Below are 14,968 nucleotides of genomic sequence, written 5' to 3'. Positions count from 1 at the left end.
TTCCTTCCGGGATTTTTGTTTTTACAGATCGTGCCGCATTAACAAATGCTTCTGTTTGTATTATTGAAAAGGGATGGCGTATGATCCTGTATTTTTAAGGCTGGCGGTAACCGGGGTAGTATTGTTCAGTAATGATAGCATTTCATCTTTGCCGGCATCCTTAACATAGTCAGCAGCTGTTTTATTTTGTTTATCCTTTATTTTAACACTTGCACCGTGTTCAAGCAGGCTCTTTACTATATCGGCGTTGCCTTCATTAACAGCTAACATTAAAGCAGTAGCGCCATTGCTATTACGGAGATTGATATTTGGGTAATAATGCAGTAGTTGGCCAATAATTTCGGCATTGCCGTTTTTGCCGGCAATCATTAAAGCGGTATTGCCCTCTTTATCTTTGTAATCTACTTTAACATCGGCCTGCAGTACCAGGTTCACCATTCTGCTTTGGTTGTTTTTAACTGCAACGATCAAGGGACTATCGCCATTTTCATCTTTCACATTTACATTAGCACTCTTGTTCAGCAAAAATTTAACCCCGGGGATATCATTGGCCCGGATTGCTGTAAAAATGTTTTGAGCGAAGATCGGCAGCGAACACGCAAGCATCAGGCACAACAGGGTAAGTTTCTTTTTCATTAATAATCAATTGTTTAGTGGCCGAAGCCGGTTAATAAATCTTCGCAATTAACGAAAAAAACATTACCACGATTTTAACTGAAGACCTTGGAATCGGACGCAAAAAAACATCAGAAAAATGGCCATTTTCTTAGCATTTAAATTTACAACATCATAATTTCCAGAAAAAATGAACGAAATGAACTGGAATAAATTACCGGCAATTAAGCCACTAAACAAACAGTTAAAAAGGGAGTTAATTATTAGTTTAGTGCCATAAATCTTTAAAGAATATTAGCTGACATTTTAATGACACTACAATATTAAAAAGATTAAACAAGATAGCTCTAAAGCATAAATCAGCGCGTAAATTCACCTGCTTTTATCATTTAACAAATGAAATTAATCCTCTCCATATTATTAATAGGCCTGTCAGCCGCTGGTATTGCCCAGGAGTTACCTGCAACTCACTATAAAATTTACAGCATATCGGCTCAAAAGATAGTCTCACCTAATGATATTATTAATGACATGGCCAATGCCGACGTTCTTTTTTTTGGCGAAGAGCATAACGATTCAACGGCACATTACCTTGAATTGAGCTTGTTCAAAAAGCTATCTGAAAAATACCCGCAAAAAATCGCACTGTCAATGGAGATGTTTCAAACCGACTGCCAACTTGTGTTAAATGAATACCTTGCCGGACTTATCCGCGAAAAAAACCTGATTACCGATGCGCGTACCTGGCCCAACTACAAGGATTACAAACCAATGGTTGAACTGGCTAAAAGCAACCACCTGCCTGTAATAGCTGCCAATGCCCCTACCCGTTACACTAATATGGTTACGCGTGGAGGCCTTGATATTTTAAAGCAGCTGGATACCCAGGCCAAAGGCTATCTTGCCCCCTTACCTATTGATACTGCCACGGGCGCTTACTATGATAAATTTGCTAAAATAATGGGAGGCCATGCGTCGATGCCAGGCATGCAGATCTATCAGTCACAAAATTTATGGGATGCTACGATGGGTTGGTCAATAGCAAAATTTATGAAAAGCCATTCGGGCTTCAAAATTCTACAACTAAACGGCGGCTTTCACAGCGAGGAGAAACTGGGCGCTGTAGCCCAATTAAAAAGATATGCACCGAAAGCACGCATACTTAATATTGCCACCTATGCCGATGACAGCTTTGACAATCCCGATTGGAGTAAATTTGCAGACATGGCCGACTATATTATCCTAACCGATCCTAAATTGCCAAAAACCTTTTAGTAGTTCATGGTTGATAGTTCATGGATCATAGCCACATAGAGCGAAAAACTATGATCCATGAACTAAATTGCATTAGGCTTTTTTAGCCAGCAAATCGCGGATTTCTGTAAGTAATACTTCCTCCTTAGTTGGTTCCGGTGGTGCTGCGGGAGCGGCTTCTTCGTTTTTCTTCAGTGAATTGATACCCTTTACAATTAAAAAGATACAGAATGCCACAATGATAAAATCAATTATGTTATTGATAAACAAACCGTAATTGATAGCCGTTTCCGGAGTTTTATCAACCGCGGGCTTAAGTACATATTTAAGGTCTTTAAAATCGATACCACCGGTTAGCATCCCTATTGGTGGCATAATGATATCATTTACTAACGATGTAACAATTTTGCCGAACGCAGCGCCGATGATAACACCTACAGCAAGGTCAACCACGTTGCCCCGCATTGCAAATTCTTTAAACTCTTTTACTATTGCCATAAATTAAAGTTTGGTTACTTAAAGTTAATAATATTACACAAACAATCTATTTATATAGTTTTTTTGTTGCGAGCAAAACAATTGGCATGCCTAAAACATTTAACAACTTTATAGCAGATACCTCAAGTAATTTTTAGTTAATATTAATTTGATGTATTTTTGGCTACATCTTAAATATGCTTAAACAGAACCTTCAACAAAAACTTTTACAAAAACTTTCACCGCAGCAAATACAATTTATAAAATTGCTGCAGGTACCTACTGTATCCCTCGATACCCGGATAAAAGAAGAACTGGAAGAAAATCCGGCACTTGAAGATCTGAGCCTTACCAACCTGAACGAACCCGAAGAACAATATCCCGACCGTGATCCCGACGATGACAACTTCAACAGCGACGAGGAAAAGGGCGAGATGGATGAATTTAATATAGACGACTACCTGCAGGAGGATAACCTTAATGATTATGGCTCGCGCTATGATCAAAACGGCGATGACGAGGATGAGCGCAAAGAAATTCCCATTGCTGTACAAAGTTCATTTTTTGAAAGCCTGCAGGCCCAGTTAGATTTGCTGCCCCTGAGTGATAAAGATTTCATGATTGGCAAGCAAATTATAGGTAGCCTTGATGATGACGGCTATCTGCGCCGCCCTATTATGTCACTTACCGATGATCTGGCATTTTCGCAAAACGTACTTGCCGAAGATGATGAAGTGGAGGACATGCTGAAAGTGATACAGGGTTTTGATCCTCCGGGCGTAGGCGCACGCAGCTTACAGGAGTGCCTGTTGATCCAGCTTCGCAAAAAAGACGTGAACGATCCAATCATCAAAAAAGCGATACAGGTTGTTGAGCACTATCTGGATGAGTTTACCCGTAAACATTATGATAAGCTTGAAAAATCGCTGAACATGAACTCAACCGAGCTGCGTGGCGTGGTTAATGAAATACTAAAACTTAACCCAAAGCCTGGCGACTCAAACGAGATCAACACCAAGCAAATGCAGGTGATACCTGATTTCCATATCACCAATAACGATGGTACGCTTATACTTACCCTTAACTCAAAAAACGCACCGGAGCTTAGGGTAAGCCGCTCTTACCAGGAAATGTTTCAGCATTATGATAAGGCATCGCAAAAAGATAAAAAACTGAAAGAAGCAGTTCAGTTTGTAAAACAAAAGCTTGATTCGGCCAAGTGGTTCATTGATGCCATTAAACAGCGTCAACAAACGCTGCTTAAAACCATGAATGCCATAATGCAATATCAGTACGAGTTTTTCCTCTCCGGCGATGATAAAAATCTGAAACCGATGATCCTGAAAGATATCGCCGACCGTATTGGCATGGATATCTCGACAGTATCGCGCGTAGCCAACTCTAAATATGTACAAACTGAGTTTGGCACCTTCCTGTTAAAATCATTCTTCTCCGAAGCCATCCAAACCGAAAGCGGCGAAGAAGTATCCAACAAAGAGGTTAAAAAGATACTGGAAGAGCATATCGGCAAAGAAGATAAACGCCACCCGCTTGCCGACGAAAAATTGACCGAGATCCTTAAAGATGCCGGCTATAACATAGCCCGCCGCACCGTAGCAAAATACCGCGAGCAAATGAATATCCCGGTAGCGAGGTTAAGGAAGGAGTTGTAGGTTAGAGATTGGAGGTTAGTAATTAGAGGTTAGAAGCTCATTCTTTTAAAAAGCAAAAGCCTTACGAGATAAACTTGTAAGGCTTTTGCTTTAACATTTCTTCTAAACCGTCATTGCGAGGCACGAAGCAATCCCCGACTTACAGAGTAGCTATTCAAGTCCGCCCTGTATAGTTCGCGATTGCTTCGTTCCTCGCAATGACGATTTTCATTAAAAAATAAAAAGCTTTAAAAACTGAGTTTTTAAAGCTTTTTATTTTTAGTGCTTTTTAAACTTAAACATTCACAGCACAAAGTTCACGAACCTTGGCTACTACAAAATCAACTTCTTCTTTAGTGTTATACTTTGAAAACGAGAAACGAACAGATGGCCTCGATGAGCTTGCGCCAATGGCAGTTAACACATGCGAGCCAATATCACTGCCCGAGCTGCAAGCACTACCACCAGAAGCCGAGATACCGGCAATATCAAGGTTAAATAACAGCATATCGCTCATTTCCATTTCGGGGAACGAAACGTTTAATACCGTATATAAACTTTTGTCAGCATCGGTTTCACCGTTAAAGCTTACACCCGGAACATTAGCAATCATTTGTTCCATCATATAAGATTTTAAGCCCTGGATATGATTTTGATGCTGCTCCATTTCGCTGTAAGCCATTTCGAGCGCTTTAGCTAATCCAACTATACCGTAAATATTTTCGGTACCACCGCGCATATTGCGCTCCTGGGCTCCGCCATAAATAAACGGTTTTATCTTTATTTTATGGTTAATGTGCAGGAAACCAACTCCTTTAGGACCATGCAATTTATGAGCGGCGCAAACCAGGAAATGAGCTTTAAGTTTGCTCAGGTCATGCTGATAATGCCCCATGGTTTGCACAGTATCACAATGATAAATAGCGTTGTATGTTTCACACAGATCGCCCACGCGTTCCATATCTGATAACGTACCTATTTCGTTATTGGCATGCATTAATGAAACAAAACTGCGTTCGTTTTCTTTCAATAACGTTTCCAGGTGATCATAATCAATTGTACCCTTGCTATCAATATTTACAAAACTCAGTTTAATCAAACCCGATTTCTCCATGGCTTCCAGTGTATGGAGCACTGCGTGATGCTCGGTATGGCTGGTGATGGCATGAGTAATGTTATGATCAATGATACCACACCTGATGGCCGTATTATCGGCTTCGGTACCACTCGATGTAAAAAAGATTTCGGCCGGCGAGGTATGCAGTAAACCAGCAATGGTTTTACGCGAACGCTCAATTAAGGTACGGGCTTCCCTGCCGTGAGCATGTATTGACGACGGATTACCAAACTGGTTTTCCATCACCTTATACATCTCCTTCATTACATCAGGGTCAAGGGGTGTAGTGGCGGCATTATCAAAATAAACGCGCATTCTTTTTAAATTTATAAATTAATGGATCAGTAACTTTAAAACACATGCCCGGTATTATTATACAAGCAAGCAACCAACGGTATTTACCGCCGGTTGCCTGTTATTTTTTAATACCAGTAAAAATTAACCTTTCAGTTGTAAGATCTCCTTAATATCAGCGATGATCTTATTGGCCAAACCGTTTGCCACGGTTTCAGAATTGCCTTCGGAGTAGATCCTGATAATGGGCTCGGTGTTTGACCTCCGCAAATGTACCCATTCTTTATCAAATTCTATTTTTAAGCCGTCAATTGTTGAGTGCGGCTGTTTGCTGTATTTCTGTTCTACCTTGCTCAAAAGGGCGTCTATGTCCATTTCGGGCGTTAAAGTGATCTTGTTTTTTGAAATAAAATAACCCGGATATGACGCACGCAAACTTGAAACCGACTTGCCGTATTTTGCCAAATGGGTTAAAAACAACGCAATACCAACTAAAGCGTCACGACCGTAATGTGACTCGGGATAAATAACACCACCGTTGCCTTCACCGCCAATGATAGCGTTAACTGCTTTCATCTGGTTTACAACGTTCACCTCTCCTACCGCAGCTGCATGGTATTCGCCGCCTGCTTTTTCAGTAACATCGCGCAGTGCACGGGTTGATGAAAGATTAGAAACAGTATTGCCTACATTGTTTTTTAATACATAGTCGGCTACAGCAACAAGGGTATATTCTTCGCCAAACATGTTGCCATCTTCACAAACAAAACAAAGACGGTCAACATCAGGATCAACAGCTATACCTAAATCTGCGCGTTTGCTTACCACTTCTTTTGATAATGCAATCAGGTTTTCGGGAAGCGGTTCTGGATTGTGAGGAAAATTTCCATCTGGTTCACAATATAATTCATGAACGGTTTCAACACCTAAAGCTTTCAACAAGGCAGGCACAAAAATACCGCCTGTAGAGTTTACACAATCTATTACTATTTTAAAGTCGGCTTTTTTGATGGCTTCAACATCAACCAACGGCAACGCCAATACAAGGTCAACATGTTTTTGTAGCCAGGTATCATCGTGGGTAACTTTACCCAGATCATTTACATCGGCATATTTAAAATCACTGTTCTCGGCAATTTCAAGTACCTCTTTGCCATCGGCATCACTTATAAACTCACCATTGGCATTCAGGAGCTTAAGGGCATTCCATTGTTTTGGGTTATGACTTGCAGTAAGGATAATACCCCCAGCAGCCTTTTCGCCGGTAACAGCAACCTCAACAGTTGGTGTGGTTGATAAACCAAGATCAACAACATCAATACCCAAACCCTGTAGTGTACCAATAACCAGGTTATTTACCATGGCACCCGATAAACGGGCATCACGGCCAACTACAATCTTTTTAATCCCTGATTTCTTTACAGCCCATGAACCGTAGGCCGAAGTAAATTTTACAATATCAAGCGGGGTTAAACCGTCGCCAACAGCGCCACCTATTGTGCCGCGTATACCTGAAATAGATTTAATTAAAGTCAAAATGCGATGTTTTTGGTGTGGTAAAAGTAAAAAATATAAGATACAAATGATATTGTTTTAAGTAATTGCGCAAACGCTTGCACACAAGGTTGTAGTTAGTTTATTGTTTGTTGCCACTGAATATCGCTGTTTCAATTGTCATTCCAACGCATTATTTTATGCTTAACGGGATAATACACGACCTAAGTATTAAAACTCGCAAGGTTTTTTTAACCGATTTAATAACTTTGAAAATTAAGTAAACAAACACCTATAGTAAAAACAATGCCCGACTACCTTTTAAATCTCGACCGGCATTTATTTTATTTCATTAACCACGACCTGTCCAATTCGTTTTTCGACTGGATAATGCCTTTGCTGCGCAATCCCAAATTCTGGATCCCGCTTTATATTTTCATTATCGCTTTTTGTTTATGGCGATACAGAAAAATTGGCGCTATCATTATTTTACTATTGGCAGCATCAGCAGGTGTAGCTGATTTTAGCAGCGGCGTTCTCATAAAACATACTGTACAACGCCTCCGCCCCTGCCGTGATCCGATAGTATCAGTTACCGACATCAGTCGCGTACCCTGTGGTAGCGGCTACAGTTTTCCGTCCACCCATGCCTCTGATCATTTTGCCATGGCCATATTTTTATGTTTTGTATTTGGCCGTAAGTGGAAATGGATCTGGCTTTGGGCCATTTTGTGGGCAGGGAGTATCTGCTTTGCCCAGGTATACGTTGGTGTACACTTCCCGATAGATGTATTGTGTGGTGCTCTATATGGTGCTCTTGTGGGATGGCTGCTTTCATTATTGTTTAAAAAATTACAACCTGCCTTTTAATGGGATACTGGAAAATTCTGCTGCTGTTTTTTGCTGCCTTTTTTGGCGGTACTTCTGTATTTTTATTTAAGGGCGATAATCACAAAACGCTGAAACTGGTGCTATCATTCAGCGGCGCTTATCTATTTGGTATTACTGTTTTACACCTAATACCCGATGCTTATCATGGCAATGATAACTATGTAGGTGTATTCATATTAATCGGCTTCTTGTTTCAGATAGTACTTGAACAATTTTCGGACGGGATTGAACATGGCCACATGCACAAACATCCGCATGACTTGGCGGTTTTCCCTATCGGCATTATGGCCAGCCTTTGTCTGCATGCGTTTTTAGAAGGCATGCCACTTGCCCAGGGCAACCAGGATCAATTGGTTTACGGCATTGCCCTGCATCATATTCCTGCCGCTTTTGCATTAGCTACAGTTTTGCTCACCAACAAACAGGGCAAAAACAAAACTATTTTCTTTGTTGCCATCTTTGCGATAATGGCTCCTGCCGGATATTTTTTCAGTGATGCACTAAGCAGCGGAAACATCGGCAATCTGCAGCATTATTTTAACAGAATCATGGGCGTAGTTATCGGGATCTTCCTGCATATTTCAACCACGATACTTTTTGAATCAAGCGCCGATCATCGTTTTAATATGCGTAAGATGATGGCAGTGCTGGCCGGTGTTGCTATTGCATTGCTGGGATTTTTGAAGGAGTTGTAGCCCCCCGGCCCCCTAAAGGGGGAGTTACCGTCAAGACAGAGTCTAAATAATTGACGTTTTAAAATCCCCTCTTGAGAGGGGGGGGGCGGTGGAATACGAGCGAATGCTGAGGTGTGTTTCATCGGTATGCCTTCTAAACCATTAAACACACCCCTCCGCCCCTCTCTAGAGGGGAATCGCACTACCCCGGCTTTTTGTTATCCCTATTTATATATAATAAAAAAGGCGCGCCTGTATCTCACCCCAGGCGCACCGGTTACCAAATATTATGGTAATCATCAACTAAACACCGGATTCATGTTTGGAATGCTCCGGAATATTGTAGTTATGCCAACTCCAAACATCTGCGCATCTGAAATTTGCACATCTAATTATTTCACATAAAAGCTTCCTCCAAGCCTGATATCTTCAGATGAACTGCCTATCATCACCTTAAATTCACCAGGCTCAACAACCTGTTTCATCTGGCGGTTCCAAAGCATCAGCTCCTTGTTATCTATCTTAAACTGAACAGTACCACTCTCGCCGGGTTTAAGGCTAATTCGTTTAAACCCTTTGAGTGATTTTACAGGAGTAGTTACACTGGCTATTACATCGCGTAAATAAAGCTGCACTACTTCTTCCCCCTCAACTTTACCAGTGTTTTTAATATTAACGCTAACGTTTGCGGAACCATTAAGCGGAATCTGCGGTTGAGCAATTTTCAGGTTTGAATATTCAAATGAGGTATAACTTAAGCCGTGCCCAAATGGAAACAGCGCCGAAGTATCCTGATCAACATATACGTGTCTTGAGGTTGGCTTATGATCATAATAAAAAGGAACCTGTCCTACCGACCGCGGAAAGGTCATCGGTAGTTTACCAGAGGGATTTACTTTACCCAATAACACGTCGGCGATAGCGAATCCGCCCGTTTCGCCTAAAAACCATGATTCTATAATAGCAGGGATTTTTTTGGCGACCCAGTTAATGCATAGCGGTCTGCCGTTAAACAGCACCACTACCGTTGGCTTCCCGGTTTTATAAACGGCTTCAATCAGACGGCTTTGCTGTTTGTTGAGGTCGAGATTGGCGCGGTCTTTACCCTCGCCTACTTCGTTGATATCCTCGCCCAAAACAACCACTGCAACATCCGATTGCTTAACTGTACTTACAGCCTTTTCAAGGTATTCGTTTTGTTTTATGGTTGATGTATCCGATGTATAACCTATTTCAAATTTGATATTCAGGTTATTACCGGCTTTCTGCTTCAAGGCATCCAATATCGCTACGCCCTTACCCATTTTATTAGCATAACCACCCAGGTATGTGCTTTCGGCCAACGGCCCGACAACCGCCACAGAATGCACATCGGGCCCAAGTGGCAGTATGTTATTTTCATTTTTCAGCAGACAGATACCCTCCTGTGCCAATTTCAAGGCAATCGCACGGCTCTCTTCGGTATGATTTACTTTTTTCAGCAGATCGATATCAATATAAGGATGATCGAATAAACCCAGCATAAACTTTGCCCGCAACACGTTTGACACCGCCCGATTCAGATCTGCCATGGATAGTTTTTTGCTTGCCAGTGCTTTATTCATAGCCGCATGGAAAGGCACATGCGGAAAATCATAAAACTGCATATCCATCCCGGCAGTAAAGGTTTGGGCAAGTGCATCCGCCGCGTCTGTTGCTATCTGGTGGTTATTGAGCGACATTTTGATGGCGCCCAGGTCAGACAAAACAAAACCTTTAAAACCCCATTCACCGCGCAGCACATCTTTCAGTAACCATTTATTATCTACACAGGGAATACCATCAATTTCGCTGTAAGCGGCCATCATACCCATGGCGCCACCTTCTTTAACAGCTTTCTCAAATACATATAAAAAAGACGACCGGGCTTCCCTCTCACCCATATTAACCGGAGCAGTATTACTGCCTGCCTCAGGGATCCCGTGTACGGCAAAGTGTTTTGGTTCAGATAAAACGGTATTATGATCACTCAGCTTACTACCCTGCAAGCCTTTTACCATGGCCACACCATTAGCTGCCGATAGAAAAGGATCTTCGCCGTAGGTTTCTTCAACCCGACCCCAGCGCGGGTCGCGCGGGAGGCAAAGTACCGGGCCTAATACCATAGCTACACCATGAGCACGCATCTCCGTTGCTATGATACGGCCAGCCTTATGCACATTCGTGGTATCCCAGGCGCCGGCAAGCGCCATCGGGCTCGGGAAGGTTGTGCTGCCCAAACCTTCATAACCATGTAGCCCTTCTTCAATAAAAAGTACCGGGATACCCAAGCGTGTTTTCTCAACAGCATAGCGTTGGATCTGATTGCTTACGTCGGCGGTTAAAGGATACAGGTCATGAACAGAGCCAATACCTTCGGTGCCGATATTGATTTTTGCACTATCCGACATGGAAACCGCGTCATGGCCCTGCATATTGGCTACCTCGTGCCCCCAGTACATATCCAGCTGACGGATCTTCTCGGTAGTTGTCATCCGGCCAAGTAAATCGGCAACGCGCTTTTCAACCGGCAGCGATGCATCCTTGTATGGAGGCTTAGCAATAGGTTTAGGGGTATTAAATGAACATAAAATCGTTACTAAAAGAACCGATACATAGGCGTTCTTTTGCTTCATAAATTTATAATTGGTATGTTATTAATGCCGGGACAATCGATTGTTTATTTGAACAAACCAATCCGTCCCGGTTTGTCAGAAGCTAAAACTATGCGCGAAAAATAATAAGTGATTAATAAAACATTAACAGCAGGGGCAATCTGCCATTAATGTTAATTAAATTTGATGAAAGGGCTTAGAAAGCTGTTTAAATCGGCATGTCCTTCGGGAGACGCAATTATGCGTCTCTACAAAAAACAACAGTGCCGCTTTATAACGCTATTTTTTTACCGGTGGAGGCACATCGGCTGTCAAAGGCACTTGCTTACGCAACATTTTGGCTGCATAACCGGTTAAATATAAGTAATAATCATTTGGAATATCGTCCTCAAATGTAACAAAAGTGCTTAAGCCTACCGGTGGATTTTTTGATACTTTAAGGATAGCCGTTCCTTCGTCAACTTCGTCAAACATAGCTACATACAACATTTCGGCGCCGCTGTTGATGGCACCGTTTATCTGTTTCCAATAAAAGTGGCCTCGGTTGCGCGGAATCTGGTTTTGTTTGGCCCGCGGGTTCATATTGTGCCAGCTAAAGCCTGGAAAAACTGTAGGTACATAATCAACCTTATTTTCTTTACACCAGGCAATATCCTCGGCAATACGGTTCTGAAAGGCAGGATACGCCTCTTCATTAAAACGGCCTACAAACCAGGGGTGAACAATATCAACCTTACGCAGCAGATCATGCAGATGCGGATCATTTTCGGTGTCGTTACCAAAATCCCGCCAGTAGGTTGGCACGCCGAGCAATATAGCGCAACCACCATAAACCGGGTCATTCTTTAAAAAATCAATGATCTTTTCACCTTCAGTTAAACCATAACGGCGATGGTCATTAAAACCTATCCCCCATATAGCAACCAGTGGTTTGCCATTGTGATACAGCCAGGTTTGATTATTACCCCGGTTGGTAACTTTCATGCTATCGATAAGATGTTTCCAATCCTTGATCACCAGCGAATCGCCTCCCGCGTTCATGCCCGACAGATCATACATTACTGTAATTGCCCTGTGATATTTCTGCGCATATTTGAGCGCATTACCTAAAACCACATCATTATGATGTTTACCCGCACCACGTTGCACATCGCCAATAAAACGCTGTACAAAAACACCATCTACACCGTATTGCTGCATCCATTTAAAATGGGTTTCGGTTGACGAAGCATCATATGAACTGTATAGGTAAGCATCACTGCCATCGGCCAGTTTAAACGGCGATTTATAGGTTTTAGGATATTCGCTCACATCGGGCCACAGGTCGATATTGGTATAACCCGGCTCAAACTTACCATGCGAAACATAGTGGTTCCACCAGCGGTTGCCGCCATCGCCAGCCGCATTGAACCAGCCCTGGTAACCGGCCATAACCAAACCTTTATAACTTTTAAATGCCGATGTTTTACTGTGCCTTAGCTGCGCGTTGGCAACGGCGCACAGCAGTAGCAGCAAGATGCTAAAAACGTGTTTTTTCATCAGGATAGAATTTTAATATGTGTTGATTTTTTGCTTAGATCAGATGCCCCAGTTTTTATTTGGTTTAGGTCCCATTTCCAATTCAAGCGTACCGCCGGCCATAAGTTGCTCATGGGTAAAAAGCGGTATGTTAAGCACCTGACCGTTAAATTTAGCGCTTTGGATATATTTGTTTACTACCGAGCAATTGTTAGCTACCAGTTTAAACTGCTTGCCATTTTGCAGGTTAATGGTAACCTTGCTGAACACCGGGCTCCCTATGGTATAAACAGGTTTGCCGGGCGTAATAGGATAAAAACCCATTGACGAGAACACCACAAAGGCCGACATACCACCGCCATCCTCATCTCCTGGAATCCCAAAGATGTTATCCTTATACCAAACATCAAGCAGGAACCTTACACGTTTTTGTGTTTTCCATGGTGCGCCTGCGAAATTGTACAAATACGGTATATGGAAACTCGGCTCGTTACCCATCGAATATTGGCCAACTAAGCCCGTAGCATCAGGAAATTTTGCCCAAAACTGGTATTTACTGCGGTCGAGACTTTCGCGGAACAGTTGATCCAGGCGTGCCTGGAATTTATCCTGGCCCCCCATCAGGTTTGCCAGACCGGGAATATCATGCTGTACCTGCCACAGGTAAGTCCAGCCGTTGTTTTCGTCATAAAACTCGCGACCACCTAAGCCGCCATCAAACTTAGGATCGATATCAATCCAGTTACCGTCTTTGTCTTTAGGGATAAACATTTGCTTATCATTATTCCAAAGGTTTTTATAGTTAAGCGCGCGTTTGGCAAAGGTTTGCTCATCACTTGTTTTTTTCAGCTCACCTGCTAACTGACCAACAGCCCAATCGTCATAACTACCACCAAGAGTAACCGCTACAGCCTGGCGTTTTTCAAAACCATGTACCAGGCTTACAGTTTCTTTCTCGCCTTTTTTCAAAGCAGGAAAATATCCGTTGGTATGGTAAAAGTCATCCAGTTCGCATTTGGGGCCATTTTCCCATGGCAGCATGGTGGCTTCGTTGGCATTTTTCAGGATCCCTTCATAGGCCTTGTCTACATCAAAACCGCGGATGCCTTTGCGGTAATCATCCAAAAACATTACTGTAGAGTGAAAGCCATTCATACAAGGGTTATCACCAAATAATACAGGAAAAGTTGGCATCCAGCCGCTTTGCTCGTACTGGTTAACATACGAGTTCAGCATATCCGACTCCAGCTTAGGGTTCAGGATAGTGTGGAGCGGGTGCAGGGCCAAATAAGTATCCCAAACCCAATCATCAACATAAAACGGGCGACTACTTTCGTGTACTTTTTTGTCGTAACCGCTGTAATAGTGGCCATCCTCGTTAATATCAACCATACGCTCGTTACAACGATACAAAGCAGTATAAAACGAGCGGCGTTGTGCCACAGTACCGCCTTCGGTTTCAATTTGACCAACCACTTTTGCCCATGTTGCTTTGGCTGCCTGCTTGAGTGTTTCAAAATCGGCACTGCCAAATTCATCGTTAAAGTTTTGTTTAGCCTGTTGAGGGCTTACGTATGAAATGGCGTATTTAAACTCAATTACATCCGGAGTACCGGCGGCAAATGTAATGTATGATTTAAGGTCTTTCCCATCGGCGGTGCTTTGTTTAACCAGGGCATTATCTTTTACTGTGCCAGTGGTACCTTTAGCATTAAACTTACCGTATACATAAACTTTGATATCGTCATGATAGGTTTCAAAACCGGTTAATTCATTCCCACCGGTAAACGTAAAATTAGCTGCGCCATCGTTATACAATCCAAACAAAATGCTTTTAGCAGCACTTTTAGCCGGAAAAGTAAATTTATAATCCCCAACCTTTTTACCCGGCGCGAACTCTACGGTGATGTCCTTATCAATCAGGAAAGTTGAATAATACCACGGACGGGTAACTTCCAGATCATGATCATAGGTCATTCTTTCATTCCACGAAGCAGGGGTAATTGTGTTATTATCCGGCTTAACCGAAAACACCTCTCCCAAACGGTGCGATACCACATTGAGCGGAAAGCTGGAGATCTGATCGTCAATATAATCATGACGTACAGGCAGCATCCTGATCATCTGGTTAGGTAGATGCGTTGTTGGGCGGGTTGGCTCAAGCAGCGCTCCCACATTACCAATATGCGGATCGATGTATTGAAGGGCGCCTTCGTCTTTTGTTTGAGCAGATACTGTCACACTGACACACAAACTACTAATACCGAGTACCGTGGATAAAATCAGTGGTTTAAACAACCTGGGAAGTGGGCTTAACATGGATATTAATTTATATTGATATACTGATTA

General features: G+C 42.5%; 11 protein-coding genes. 4 read left to right on the top strand and 7 right to left on the bottom strand.

Features of this window, described 5'->3' with window-relative positions:
- Positions 1-60 precede the first annotated feature (60 nt).
- On the bottom strand, positions 61-636 hold the full coding sequence (locus BMX50_RS16510) for an ankyrin repeat domain-containing protein (protein WP_091211632.1): 576 nt from the start codon (positions 634-636) through the stop codon (positions 61-63).
- A gap of 375 nt (positions 637-1,011) precedes the next feature.
- Here BMX50_RS16510 and BMX50_RS16505 point away from each other — a divergent pair, with 375 nt between their 5' ends.
- The gene (locus BMX50_RS16505; RefSeq protein WP_091211631.1) at positions 1,012-1,890 is read left to right on the top strand and encodes a ChaN family lipoprotein; all 879 of its coding nucleotides are present in this window, start codon (positions 1,012-1,014) and stop codon (positions 1,888-1,890) included.
- A 72-nt stretch (positions 1,891-1,962) separates the two neighbouring features.
- Here BMX50_RS16505 and mscL read toward each other — a convergent pair whose 3' ends face one another.
- A complete protein-coding gene (gene mscL / locus BMX50_RS16500) occupies positions 1,963-2,367 on the bottom strand; it encodes a large-conductance mechanosensitive channel protein MscL (RefSeq protein ID WP_091211630.1) in 405 nt (134 codons plus the stop codon).
- A gap of 176 nt (positions 2,368-2,543) precedes the next feature.
- Here mscL and rpoN point away from each other — a divergent pair, with 176 nt between their 5' ends.
- On the top strand, positions 2,544-4,019 hold the full coding sequence (rpoN, locus tag BMX50_RS16495; protein ID WP_091211629.1) for an RNA polymerase factor sigma-54: 1,476 nt from the start codon (positions 2,544-2,546) through the stop codon (positions 4,017-4,019).
- 274 nt (positions 4,020-4,293) lie between these two features.
- On the opposite strand, the gene BMX50_RS16490 is transcribed toward rpoN, so the two are convergent.
- Positions 4,294-5,430, bottom strand: coding sequence for a cysteine desulfurase family protein (locus BMX50_RS16490; RefSeq protein WP_091211628.1), 1,137 nt, complete (start codon positions 5,428-5,430; stop codon positions 4,294-4,296).
- Between the two features lie 123 nt (positions 5,431-5,553).
- Positions 5,554-6,945, bottom strand: coding sequence for a phosphoglucosamine mutase (glmM, locus tag BMX50_RS16485; protein ID WP_091211627.1), 1,392 nt, complete (start codon positions 6,943-6,945; stop codon positions 5,554-5,556).
- Between the two features lie 264 nt (positions 6,946-7,209).
- Here glmM and BMX50_RS16480 point away from each other — a divergent pair, with 264 nt between their 5' ends.
- Both BMX50_RS16480 and BMX50_RS16475 read left to right on the top strand, forming a co-directional pair.
- Entirely contained in the window at positions 7,210-7,773 is a 564-nt protein-coding gene (locus BMX50_RS16480) for a phosphatase PAP2 family protein (RefSeq protein WP_091211626.1), read from the top strand.
- Positions 7,773-8,489, top strand: coding sequence for a ZIP family metal transporter (locus BMX50_RS16475; RefSeq protein WP_091211625.1), 717 nt, complete (start codon positions 7,773-7,775; stop codon positions 8,487-8,489). Before BMX50_RS16480 ends, BMX50_RS16475 begins: the two co-directional genes overlap by 1 nt.
- Positions 8,490-8,860: 371 nt before the next feature.
- Here BMX50_RS16475 and BMX50_RS16470 read toward each other — a convergent pair whose 3' ends face one another.
- The 3 genes from BMX50_RS16470 to BMX50_RS16460 all read right to left on the bottom strand — a co-directional run bounded on the left by BMX50_RS16470 (position 8,861) and on the right by BMX50_RS16460 (position 14,938).
- Positions 8,861-11,122: a glycoside hydrolase family 3 N-terminal domain-containing protein gene (locus BMX50_RS16470; RefSeq protein WP_091211624.1), complete on the bottom strand. Its 2,262-nt coding sequence runs from the start codon at positions 11,120-11,122 to the stop codon at positions 8,861-8,863.
- Positions 11,123-11,380: 258 nt separating this feature from the next.
- Positions 11,381-12,640 carry a glycoside hydrolase family 99 protein gene (locus BMX50_RS16465; protein ID WP_091211623.1) on the bottom strand — a complete coding sequence of 420 codons (1,260 nt, stop codon included), beginning with the start codon at positions 12,638-12,640 and terminating at the stop codon, positions 11,381-11,383.
- A gap of 39 nt (positions 12,641-12,679) precedes the next feature.
- A complete protein-coding gene (locus BMX50_RS16460) occupies positions 12,680-14,938 on the bottom strand; it encodes a GH92 family glycosyl hydrolase (protein ID WP_091211622.1) in 2,259 nt (752 codons plus the stop codon).
- Positions 14,939-14,968 lie beyond the last annotated feature (30 nt).

The organism is Mucilaginibacter gossypiicola (assembly GCF_900110105.1).
GTDB classification, from domain to species: domain Bacteria; phylum Bacteroidota; class Bacteroidia; order Sphingobacteriales; family Sphingobacteriaceae; genus Mucilaginibacter; species Mucilaginibacter gossypiicola.
This window is presented reverse-complemented; position numbering and strand designations above follow the sequence as displayed.

What these genes read in the sequence shown, in the direction of transcription:
- BMX50_RS16510 (WP_091211632.1), bottom strand. Translation starts at nt 636, where the DNA reads ATGAAAAAGAAACTTACCCTGTTGTGCCTGATGCTTGCGTGTTCGCTG.
- BMX50_RS16505 (WP_091211631.1), top strand. Translation starts at nt 1,012, where the DNA reads ATGAAATTAATCCTCTCCATATTATTAATAGGCCTGTCAGCCGCTGGT.
- mscL (WP_091211630.1), bottom strand. Translation starts at nt 2,367, where the DNA reads ATGGCAATAGTAAAAGAGTTTAAAGAATTTGCAATGCGGGGCAACGTG.
- rpoN (WP_091211629.1), top strand. Translation starts at nt 2,544, where the DNA reads ATGCTTAAACAGAACCTTCAACAAAAACTTTTACAAAAACTTTCACCG.
- BMX50_RS16490 (WP_091211628.1), bottom strand. Translation starts at nt 5,430, where the DNA reads ATGCGCGTTTATTTTGATAATGCCGCCACTACACCCCTTGACCCTGAT.
- BMX50_RS16480 (WP_091211626.1), top strand. Translation starts at nt 7,210, where the DNA reads ATGCCCGACTACCTTTTAAATCTCGACCGGCATTTATTTTATTTCATT.
- BMX50_RS16475 (WP_091211625.1), top strand. Translation starts at nt 7,773, where the DNA reads ATGGGATACTGGAAAATTCTGCTGCTGTTTTTTGCTGCCTTTTTTGGC.
- BMX50_RS16470 (WP_091211624.1), bottom strand. Translation starts at nt 11,122, where the DNA reads ATGAAGCAAAAGAACGCCTATGTATCGGTTCTTTTAGTAACGATTTTA.
- BMX50_RS16465 (WP_091211623.1), bottom strand. Translation starts at nt 12,640, where the DNA reads ATGAAAAAACACGTTTTTAGCATCTTGCTGCTACTGCTGTGCGCCGTT.
- BMX50_RS16460 (WP_091211622.1), bottom strand. Translation starts at nt 14,938, where the DNA reads ATGTTAAGCCCACTTCCCAGGTTGTTTAAACCACTGATTTTATCCACG.